The 10,581-nt window shown below is 55.6% G+C and carries 10 protein-coding genes; 4 read left to right on the forward strand and 6 right to left on the reverse strand.

What is annotated here, in order from left to right; genetic code table 11:
* The coding region (locus B157_RS38910) for a hypothetical protein (RefSeq protein ID WP_020601911.1) at positions 1 to 257 on the forward strand (257 nt) is incomplete at its 5' end.
* Between the two features lie 940 nt (positions 258 to 1,197).
* On the opposite strand, the gene B157_RS36720 is transcribed toward B157_RS38910, so the two are convergent.
* The 3 genes from B157_RS36720 to B157_RS0107500 form a co-directional block, all read right to left on the reverse strand.
* Entirely contained in the window at positions 1,198 to 4,371 is a 3,174-nt protein-coding gene (locus B157_RS36720) for a putative Ig domain-containing protein (RefSeq protein ID WP_020602737.1), read from the reverse strand.
* Between the two features lie 480 nt (positions 4,372 to 4,851).
* Positions 4,852 to 5,133 (reverse strand): hypothetical protein, encoded by a 282-nt coding sequence (locus B157_RS0107495; protein WP_020602739.1) that lies wholly within the window; start codon positions 5,131 to 5,133, stop codon positions 4,852 to 4,854.
* A gap of 259 nt (positions 5,134 to 5,392) precedes the next feature.
* Positions 5,393 to 6,061, reverse strand: coding sequence for a response regulator (locus tag B157_RS0107500; RefSeq protein WP_020602740.1), 669 nt, complete (start codon positions 6,059 to 6,061; stop codon positions 5,393 to 5,395).
* Positions 6,062 to 6,190: 129 nt separating this feature from the next.
* Between B157_RS0107500 and B157_RS0107505 the strand changes: the two genes are divergently transcribed.
* The 3 genes from B157_RS0107505 to B157_RS0107510 all read left to right on the forward strand — a co-directional run bounded on the left by B157_RS0107505 (position 6,191) and on the right by B157_RS0107510 (position 8,989).
* Complete coding sequence (locus tag B157_RS0107505) at positions 6,191 to 8,194, forward strand: sensor histidine kinase (RefSeq protein WP_169521691.1); 2,004 nt, start codon at positions 6,191 to 6,193, stop codon at positions 8,192 to 8,194.
* 85 nt (positions 8,195 to 8,279) lie between these two features.
* Positions 8,280 to 8,414: a hypothetical protein gene (locus B157_RS40040; RefSeq protein ID WP_281168444.1), complete on the forward strand. Its 135-nt coding sequence runs from the start codon at positions 8,280 to 8,282 to the stop codon at positions 8,412 to 8,414.
* Positions 8,415 to 8,653: 239 nt separating this feature from the next.
* A complete protein-coding gene (locus B157_RS0107510; protein WP_020602742.1) occupies positions 8,654 to 8,989 on the forward strand; it encodes a hypothetical protein in 336 nt (111 codons plus the stop codon).
* Positions 8,990 to 9,079: 90 nt separating this feature from the next.
* Here B157_RS0107510 and B157_RS0107515 read toward each other — a convergent pair whose 3' ends face one another.
* The 3 genes from B157_RS0107515 to B157_RS0107530 all read right to left on the reverse strand — a co-directional run bounded on the left by B157_RS0107515 (position 9,080) and on the right by B157_RS0107530 (position 10,306).
* Entirely contained in the window at positions 9,080 to 9,553 is a 474-nt protein-coding gene (locus B157_RS0107515; RefSeq protein ID WP_157618336.1) for a hypothetical protein, read from the reverse strand.
* Positions 9,554 to 9,683: 130 nt separating this feature from the next.
* Positions 9,684 to 9,962, reverse strand: coding sequence for a hypothetical protein (locus tag B157_RS0107525; protein ID WP_020602745.1), 279 nt, complete (start codon positions 9,960 to 9,962; stop codon positions 9,684 to 9,686).
* Positions 9,963 to 9,973: 11 nt separating this feature from the next.
* A complete protein-coding gene (locus tag B157_RS0107530) occupies positions 9,974 to 10,306 on the reverse strand; it encodes a hypothetical protein (RefSeq protein ID WP_157618337.1) in 333 nt (110 codons plus the stop codon).
* Between the last annotated feature and the right edge of the window lie 275 nt (positions 10,307 to 10,581).

The following is a 10,581-nucleotide window of genomic DNA, read 5'->3' on the forward strand; positions in this document are numbered from 1 at the left end:
CGGGTCTTTCTGATTGTCAGGCTCGTTCGGTCAACAAACTTGATTACCATTTTAATGCAGCCCTGAGCGCGGTTAACGTGGCTAAAGTTGAGCAGGGCGTTGGTCAACAACCCTTCTCGATGGCCACTATTAAGACGCTCTACCACAATCGTTTACTACTAGATCGTTTTTTTTCTATCTTACCCAAAGGCACTAAACTGGAGAAAAATGATCCTAGAGTGCGTCAACTTTATCACTTCGGCTGTATAGCCGCCTAAATATTGACTAACCATTGACAAATGATAAGTAGCTATTTTTATAAACCTTATGCACCGACATATTACTTATAAAGTATATCGATTACCATAAAACAGGAAAACCTACAGCTTCCTGTTTTATGGTAACAAACCGGTTAATTGTATTCCAGGGGTGTACCAGCCGGGTATTACCCGTTTACTTCTCTGTGGGCCTGTTTACCTGATCAGGCGATGCAGATCGAAACCTGGTACGCAACCCTTTAACGTCTGTCCGCTGCGAACAGTCTGATAGATTGCTCTCCATAGCCACCGGTTCACAGCTCTCCCCTGCCTGGGATACCATTGCGGTAAGGCCGATTCGTTTGCTTGCATCTGAAGTGTTTCAACCACCTGTTTTTAGGGATCAGTTTTTACCGTCCAGGCACCCGTTACCGGACGGCAAGTTGCCCCGCAGAAAAAGTCCGGGCTAGCACGCTGGTTGCAATTTTTAGCACGCTGGTTGTACAGACTGGCGAAGTGGCTATGCGTAAGCTGGTCGAATTGGCGAATTAAGCGAGGGGTGGATGCAAGCAGTAGGATATAGTTCCCCCGTGGAGTGCCCGCGCATGACAGGTGACGCTTCCTGTACCAGGTTGTAAAACCCGTTGGTAGCTGGGTTAATCGATGAAGTTACCGGTCAGGTAAAAGCCACCGGGTATAGTTTATTGAACACCCTACCCGGCTACCAGTAAGCAACTTAGTCAGTTGGCTGTGACGAGAAACCCGTTCATTTAATGGTCCGAATCCCACCGGGCAGCGGGGACTACCGCGCACATTACGGACCTACCCACATACAACGCTAAAATCGCCATGTCTCCCGTTGTCCGTGGCTATCCCATTTTAGCATCCTACCAACAAAAGAAGCCGCGCTCCCTTAAAGGAACGCGGCTTCTTTTGTGATCCAGTCTATCGAAGGTAAGGGCTACTCCGCTTTGAGCAGCTTGACGGTCAGGCTTTGGGTGGACGTGCTCACCCGCAGCAGCAGCAACCCCGCCGGGGTTTGACCCAGCCGCACCGTTTGACGCTCCACTATACTGGCCTGACCAACCAACTGCTCAGTAACCTGGTAGCCCCGCTCGTCAGTCAGTTGCAGTCGCAGGGTCTGCCCTTCGGCACCACGCACTTCCACGGTTACCAGTTCACCCACCACCGGGTTACCCAGCACCGTCACACTCAGGGGTACTTCTTGTGGGCTGGCTACCCGTGCCCCAGAGCTACAGGCCGACAGCCAGTTGTAGATAAAGCTACTGCTGACGCCACTCTGCACCGCCTGGAGCGTCACCACCGGATTGTCGGTGTACAGATCCAATGCATAAGGACCCGGATTGGTGGTGGGTAGCATCTCATTGGCTACCGAGAAGCTCACCGGTGCTCCGTTCAAACCCGCATACTGGGGTGTGAAGGTCAGCCTCCGCTGGCCCGCACTGAGCACCTGGCAACTTACCGTCGTCACGCCTGTGATACTGAACGTACCACTTGGCGGTGGGGGCGTACCCCCGGCCGGACTGACCGTGATGCTGAAACTGGTGCTGGCCGACAGACTCCCCGGATCGGTCGCCGTGACGGTCACATTGCTCACTCCCGATAGCGAAGGGGTGCCTGAGATGGTTGATGGTGCCGTGAAACTCAGCCCCGCGGGTAGACCTGAAACTGACAGCGTCAACTGGTTGGGTGTTTCGGCATCGGTAAACACATTAGCCAGCGAGAGCGTGTAGCCCGCCCCCACCGTAGCCGACTGGGGCGAAACTGGATTCGCTACGGTAGGCGGTGTGTTGGGCGGTACAACGGTCGTTACAGTGGCCGAAGTTGTGGCGAAACAACCATTGGCAATGGTGACGGTGAGCGAGTAAGGACCAGCCGTGGCCGAGATGCTGGCCACTGTCTGGCCTGTGCTCCAAAGGTAACTGCCTCCTCCCGACGCAGTCAGGGTAGTGGTTCCCCCGGAAACTACCGTCAGGGTACCGGTAATGGTAGCCGTGGGAACGGTGTTGTCCTGACTCACGCTAGTGCTGGCCACCGCTGAACAACCATTCGAGGTCACCGTCACTGAGTAGGGGCCCGAACTGCTTACGCTGCGAACGGGGTTAGTCGAGTTATCGTCCCAACGGTAGGTGCTGCCCCCCGAAGCGGTCAGGCTTACCGTGGGGCTGGCGCAGGTCAGCGTAGTCGAAGTGGGCAGGATACTGGCCACGGGCAGGGCATTGACCGTACCCGACACCGCCACGTTTTGGGTAGTAGCCCCGCCCGAAGTCAAAACCACATTACCTGAAATCGGGCCGGTGGCCGTGGCCGACGAGCGTACGTAGATCGGTGTGTTGCTCACCGTACCGCCCGACTGCATCAGCGTCAGTGAAGCACCGAAACCGCTACCGGCGGAGGTCGAGATCTCGAAGCCTGCCGGGGCAGTGGCCACGATATTAGCCGTTAAGCTGGCCCCACTGGTGGTAAAGGTTTGGGTGCTGACAGAAGCCGTGCCCGCGCAGGCCGTAATCGTTCCCGTGGCCGTGCCCGCCGTGATAGCAGGCGTGGGGGCCGCTGTTACACTCACGGTGGCGCTGGCGGTGGCCGAACACGCCCCCGTTACACCCGTCACAGAGAGGGTGGTGGCAGTGGTCACGTTACTAAGAATAAGCGGGTTAGCCGTTGAGCCATTGCTCCAGGTGTAGGTAGTAGCGCCCGAAGCGGTCAGCGTGGCCGATTGGCCCGAAGTGATGGTTTGGGATGCGGGCGTAGCACTCACCGTCAGCGCGCAGGGACTCCACAAGATCGCCAAGACATTCTTGCCACTCGCGTTTGTGTACTGCCCATACAAGGCGTTGTTGAACACAATGGGAGAACCCTGATAGCCCGGTCCGGCATCGGGGTTGTCTATGAGGGCCCAACTCGTACCATCATACTTCGCCAAGACATTCTTGCCACTCGCGTTTGTGTACACCCCATACAAGGCGTTGTTGAACAAAATGGGAGAACCCTGATAACCCGGTCCGGCATCGGGATTAGCCATGGTTGTCCAACTCGTGCCATCATACTTCGCCAGGATATTCTTGCCACTTGCATCTACGTATTGCCCATACAAAGCGTTGTTAAACAAAATGGGGTCGCCTACATAGCCCAGCCCCGCATCGGGATTAGCGATAGTCGTCAAACTCGTGCCATCATATTTTGCTAATACGAACTTGTCACTCGCGTTTTTGTACGCCCCATATAAGGCGTTGTTGAACACAATGGGATTCCCCTCATAGCCCGATCCGGCATCGGGGTTGTTTATGAGGGTCCAACTCGTGCCATCATACTTCCCTAACACCAACTTGATATCGGCTTTTTGGTACAACACACACAAGGCGTTGTTGAACACAATGGGAGAACCTATATAGCCAAACCCCGCATCGGGGTTAGCGATAGTCGTATAACTCATGCCATCAAACGTCGCTAATACCTTGCGGGCGCTCGCGTTTGAATACTTCACATACAGGACCTGGTTGAACAAAATAGGCTCACCAAAATAGCCAATCCCGGCATCGGGGTTGGCGATAGTCGTCAAACTCGTGCCATCATACTTCGCCAGGACATACTTGCCACTCGTTGCGTACGACCCATACAAGGCGTTGTTGAATACAATGGGACTATAACCAGAATAGCTCCCGGCATCGGGGTTAGCGATAGTCGTCCAACTCGTGCCGTCATACTTGGCCAAAACATCCTTGCCACTCGAGTTTGTATACTTCCCATACAAGGCGTTGTTGAACAAAATGGGATAACCTCCATAGCCATTTCCTGCATCGGGGTTGGCGATGGGGGTAAGTTGTTGGGCTTTCGCCGCAGGCGAGGCCAGCAGTAATAGTAACATAGCCAATAATACCCAGAGGGCTCCAGGCGTAGCAACCCAACGGTCCACCGCCTGCAAAACCCTAACTACGCCAAAGCGAGCGGGTATTACCGCTGGGGATGGAGTCGGTTTCCCCAACGGCACAGCCCCCAGCGGGTATCTTGTTCGTCGGGCTTCGCCCAGGTCAGCCCGAGAAGGGTGCCATGGGTTGGTAGTAATGGTCTGAAGACCAAAACAAGGTTGGTCAACATCGGTAAACAGATAAGCCATGGGTAGATTTAGGTTACAGATTAAAAATAAATTAGATACCAATTGATTGTCATTGCCTGAGCTTGCGGTTGATGGTAGATAACTACACCAAGGACTTGCGGAAGGAATCGCCCCATTCGTAAGCTTCGCTAAGCTCTTAGTTGTAGAAGTTGATGTTGCAATGACCAGCTTCGTACGGCCCACCAGGGGGAGTACTGGTCCGTTCGCGGCAGGCCTAATTGATCCCGGGGCCGCGGCACTGGGCCTGGGCGGTGGTCAGCAGACACAGATCAGGGACGAAGACAGAAATAGTTAGGAGCGGGACGTTTTTCACGAACTAAATCGGAGATATGGACGAGCGGGCGGTATTACCGCTACAAAACTGGCCTATCTGTCCCCCGAATCTATACGGCATTTGCCGTATTTTTCAGGCTAAGCCAGTCGTTGTTGCTGATTTCAATAGACCGGCTGGCCGGGGTAGTAATGCGTGGGTTAAAACGGCTACTGTTGCCGGGCGATGCCATCAGATTGGATGAGCATGACAACACTGTAATTCGGCTCGGCGCATAACTCATACGCATAGCGCAGGTAAACGTCGGCCAGAAAGGTTTGCAGCACCGTAATCGAACAGGAGTTCTGCCCCTGCTGAATGAGCAACCGCTGCGTAAGGCGAACGGTGCATTGCTCCAGCATCCAGGCGTCAGTGAGGGTGGGTGTTGATGCGGCTGGTAAACGATTAAAGTACGGGGGCGTGATCGCCCGCCACCAGCGATTCGAGGGCATAAACGGACCTAATGCCCTGCAGCTCTGACCAATTTGTTGGCAGACGTGTCGTTGCTGACCAGCAGTTCATCCGTTCGGGCTGGCGTTGAGCAGAGACTTCTGCCGAACGGTGGCCAACCCCAACCGACGGCCGTGTTGCATGGTGGCCCGGATGTTCCGTGTTTGACCCAATAATGGCAACAGGCCTGTCGTGGCAAGCGGTGAGCCAAAACACTACTGGCTTGCAACTTGCCCGGTACGTATAGATTTGTTGGCCGTTTCAGGTGAACCAGTTATGTTTGCCCGCCAGTTGGATGGCCTCGTACTTGGAATGGACATGGAGCTTTTCGTAGATATTTTCGACGTGCTTGCGCACCGTTCGGTCGCTGATGAACAACTGATCAGCAATCTGCGCCGTCACCAGGCCCAGACTGAGGTGTTCCAGAATCTCAATTTCGCGCGGGGTCAGGTAATAGCTTTCCGGCGTGGGAAGGGATTTGCGACCCTTGTCAGCGTCGGCAAACGTTTGTCGGCGCAGCATAGCCAACGCCCGGCTGGCAATGCCCGGCGACATAGGCGAACCCCCATCGAGGGCTTCTTCCACGGCGGCCACAATCCGGGCCGGGGGTTCGTCTTTGAGTAAGTACCCCGACGCACCTGCTTTGATGGCGTCGAAGAGTTTATCGTCCCGGTCGAAGATGGTCAGCATCAGAATCTTCGTTTCGGGCATCAGGTTATGGAGCAGGGCCGTGGCCCGAATGCCGTCCAGAATGGGCATGTCGATGTCCATCAGTATCACATCGGGGGGCTGCTGTTGGGCCATCTCCACCGCCTGTTGCCCGTTGGTCGCCGTAAATAGCACCGTTACCGCGCCGAACGGCTCCAGATTACGGATCAGGGAGTGGAGCAGGGTGATATTGTCATCAACAATAGCTACGGAGATAGGCATACGGGATGGACTAACGTATCTGAAGTACAAAAGTGCAGTTTTTGCGGACGTACTCCCTACGTCATTTGCCGTATTTGTCAACATATCACGCATTTTTTACGAGTTAGTATGCTCCTGATTTCCCCATCAATGCGTAGATTATCAGCCGATTCAGGAACAACGCCATCCCTTTCGCTCATGCGCATCTTTTTAGTGGTGAGTCTGCTGGTTTCGATAGCCGCCAGCGGGCAATCCCCCTTACCGGCCGATGGCTCGTTTGCGGCCCAGGCGCATGTTCAGTACCTGCCGGATGCGTCGGGCCAACGCACGCTGAGCCAGGTTTGGCGGGATTCGGCGCGTTTTCGGCTCATCCGCACCGCCCGGCCCGCTTTTGGGGTGGGCTACCCGCCCCTCTGGCTGCGGTTTCGAATCAGCAATCCAACGGCCGGGCCAGCCGAACGGATTGTGGAATTGGATAACCCGTACCTGGAAGCGGTCCGGCTGTATGAAGTTGCTGCGGGTGGACAACTGCTGCTCGACTCCGGTCCCATGGGTTGGGCCGACCTACCCGCGCACCGGTTGACTAATCACCGGAATCCGCTGCTGCGGTTTCGGCTCAACCCCCGTCAGACCGTCTGGATATACGGGCGCATCAACAATCCCAGCCAATCTCTGCGTATCCCCATCCGGCTCTGGACGGCGCGGGATTTTGAGGAGCATGACCGCCGGGTCCGGTTGTTCTGGTATTGGCTGACGGGGGTCTTAAGCTGGCTTGTCTTCATAAATCTCGTCCTTTTTATCTTACTGCGGGAGTGGGTGTATGGGCAATACAGTCTGTACATGTTTCTGGTGATGGCCTACCTGTCGGTGTCGGTGGGCCTGTGGTTAGAGTTCCTGCCTGTGAGCCGGTATGGTCCCATAACGGCCCGTAACCTGCTTTCGCTGCTGACCAGCGTCTCAACGGTGACTGGCTTCTTTTTTATCCGGCAGTATGTCCTGCTGCCCAGCTGGGCCATACGCTGGGTTCGCGTACTGTTCCACACCGCCGTTAGCCTGCTGCTGTTCACCGTTCCCCTAGTTATACTGGGCACGTACTACCCGCAACTTTACGTGCGGGAGATTAGCTGGATGGGGCCGGTGATGAGCTTGTTTTTCGGATTACCCGTGCTGCTCATCTTCGTGCTGATCGGGTATCAGGCCTTCCAAACGCGGACAGACGCCCGCGCCAGCCTGTGGTACTCACCCGCTCGTCTGTACCTGCTGGGTGTGGCACCCTTAGTGTTTATTTCGATTTGCCTGATCCTGCGTAATCACGCCTTGCTGCCCGACCACGTCCTGTTTGGCTACGAAGGCGTTGCATTAGGGTATCTGTTTGAGTTCGCCGTGCTCAGCATTGGTCTGGGATTTAGCTACAAACGCACGGCTGAAGAGCGCCGTCAACTCGCCGAAGAAACCTTTCTGCAACGCCAGCAACTGCTCGAAAGCCAATTCAAAGCGCAACAGGGCGAACTCCGGGCGGCTCAGGCGCAACTGCGACTGCAACAGGAACGCGAACGCATTGCCCGCGACCTGCACGACCACGTTGGGGCGCAGCTATCGGTCATTGTGGCCAACGCCGGTACGCCCACTGCCGATGGCAACGAGCCGACCCTGATCGGCGATTACGCCCGCGAAGCCATGCAGAGCCTGCGCGATACGGTTTGGGCCATTGACCAGTCGGCATTGACACTAACTGATTTTGGGGTAAAACTCCGGCAGTACCTCCACCGCCAGCAACAACAGCACCCTGCCTGTAGATATCGGCTGGACCTCGGGGTAGCTACCAACCCCGAACTAACCTCGGCTCAGGGCCTGAACCTGTTTCGGCAGGTCCAGGAAGCGGTGCATAACGCCTTTAAACACGCCCACGCCAGTGAAGTAGTTATCGATTGCCGGATGGTGAATACGCAATTGGTCCTCAGCATAAAAGACAACGGCGTGGGTTTCGACCCGGCCCGGCAACCCGACGATGCTCCTCATTATGGCCTGCGCAACCTGCAACGCCGAGCTACTGACCTGCACGGGACCAGCTCCATTGACACCGCGCCGGGCCACGGAACGAGTGTTTTAATTACGATTCCGCTGGAGACCGAACAACCGGTTGGCCAATCCTAAAAATACGGCATTTGCCGTACAAAGGCCCATTACCGGTTGGATAGCTTTGTTCCGCCACTACTGGCGCAACTCACCCCATACCCCTATGTTCCCATCATCTCCTCCTATCGGCCGGCATCGATTTCTCGTCGGCATGGTATTGGCAGGCATTCTGCTTGTCTCACTGAACAGCCCCTTGTTGGCCCGAACCGTTGCCAAAGCACCGGCCGGGCTGTATTAGATGACCCTTTACTGGGCCGTGACACAAAATATGGAACAAAGCGTCTGTTGTTTTGGGCCGGACGGCCAGTTCTATGAAGGGCTGCAATCGGTTTCTAGCCCCAGGAGGTTGCCGCGCACAGGGGGTCAAAGGGCCGTTACCAGACGGCCGGTAACACCCTCACCCTGCGCTACGACGATGGCAGCAAACCGCTGTCGCTGACCATTGAACCCTACACCGATGGCGGCTTCGGCTACAACATGGGCATTTTTAGTCCCGTGCGGCCCTTCACTAACGCCGGGCAGCGCTATTCGGGCGGGTTATTCATCGGCAGTGGTGGCGACTGGCTCATCAACTCCCGGGCACTTACCATCCGGCCCGTCGGCAGCTATACGACCGACGGCGTGGTATCGGGTGCATCGGGCAACTACCACGACATTGTCGTAACAAGCGGCAGCAAGGGCCGCTGGCAGTGGAGTGGCTACTGCCTCACCATGACCGACTGCAACGGCCGTAGCAGCCGGGTCATCACCTTTCCCATTGGCAAAGGCCTGGCCCTTCATCGGCGGTATTTTATACGAACGGAAGTAAGCTGATAAGTGGAATTTACAGTACCAAAAAGGCCGGTGCACCAAAACGGGCACCGGCCTTTTTACTGTTCCGAATAATGCTAACCTAACTTCTGCTCACTGGGGTGGAGCTGTGTTTTCAATATCAGGATATGAGGAGCCGTCGGCGGTTGTCAGACAGGACCAGTCGCCAAAGGTGGTTCGGTAGCATTTGCCGGTGAAGGGTCGGTTCTGGTAGATGTTGCAGTTTTTGCCCGTATTCCGCCAGGACGGCTCCGAGCCGGTATGGAGCTTGTCAATCATATAGGTATAGTAACTGCCCCGGATCGGATAAATCGGCGAACGGACATCAGCATCAGTCATACGATCCTTATCAGGCTGAAACGGTCGGCCACCTCCTAGCTGGAGTTTGATGTTATCGTCTAATAACAGCCGGGCTTCGGCTCCCTGAAATTCCCGTTCGTAGCCACAGATCACATACTGCATCGCCTGTTGCGCCGAAAGTGGCCCGCTTACAGGTCCTTTAGTATTAGCACATGTTCGGGGATTACTTGCCCCATAAGCCGCCCCAACGCCTGATAGGGTCTTCATAGGTTGAGTTGTGTTTGCCCTAACCGGGGCCGTTGTCGGGGTAAAGGCCATGGTGGTCGTTTTGCATCGCGGCGATCAGGACCGACTGCCAGCGGGAGCCGTTACTGGGCGAGGTCATCACGCCCGTCAATTACATCACGCCGTTGGCATTGATGGCTCCTGTTAGCAGGCCTTCGCCTTCCAGCCCATCCGAGTCGCGCAGGTGAGCCTGCACCGTCCCGTCGTGGGCAATGGAGCGGATATCGAGCGTGGCTTTGCCGTCGCTGCCGCCGGTTTTATTATGCGCTGATCCGGTGTAGCGGCCTACGTTGAATCCTTTATAGCCCTGGGCAAACGTAGCCGTACTGACTATAAACCAAAGGCAGGCCAACCGGCCAATAGATGCGAAGAACGGGTTTGGGATGTTCATACATTTTGACATTAAAACAGATAGTTAGTAGCGGAGGGTAAACCGTTGGGCAAGTACAGTCCGGGGTGCATTGGGTGTGCCGAGTCCGAACACAACTGCCCCTGTCGGAAGGCAGCAGGCAACGAAGCCGGCAACCGGACGGAGGCTCGATAGAGAATGCGCGTCGGGCGAAGCGCGGGTACGGGAGCCTGAACAAACAGCGTCTCGACTTGAACGCTCTGTACAGGTGGCAGGCCGGCATTGGTATAGAGACAGACAGGCACCGCTAGTTGAACTGCGTTGCTGCCTACCCCCAGTTCGGCCTCCCCCGCAATCGGCATGGTTAACTCAACGGGTTGGGCCACGGCGGTTTCGGGGGTAAGAAACGGGAGCCGCCAACGGCAAACAGCGACAGTTTAGTGATGGTTAGCGACTGGGCCGGGTATGTACGGGCCAGCAGGATCGAAATAAATAACTGATGTTACGCAGCCTTGGCCAATAGAGTAGATTGACTTTTGAGGCTGTTGAGTTCCTGCAAAGCCAACTTAGTTGCATTTAGCGTCAGCAATTTCTTTAAAGCAAAATGATTTTTTGATGTGGACAGCCGTAAGGCTTCCCACTTAACAAAGGCCAGCATCAC

The sequence above is a fragment of the Spirosoma spitsbergense DSM 19989 genome, assembly GCF_000374085.1.
Classification (GTDB): domain Bacteria; phylum Bacteroidota; class Bacteroidia; order Cytophagales; family Spirosomataceae; genus Spirosoma; species Spirosoma spitsbergense.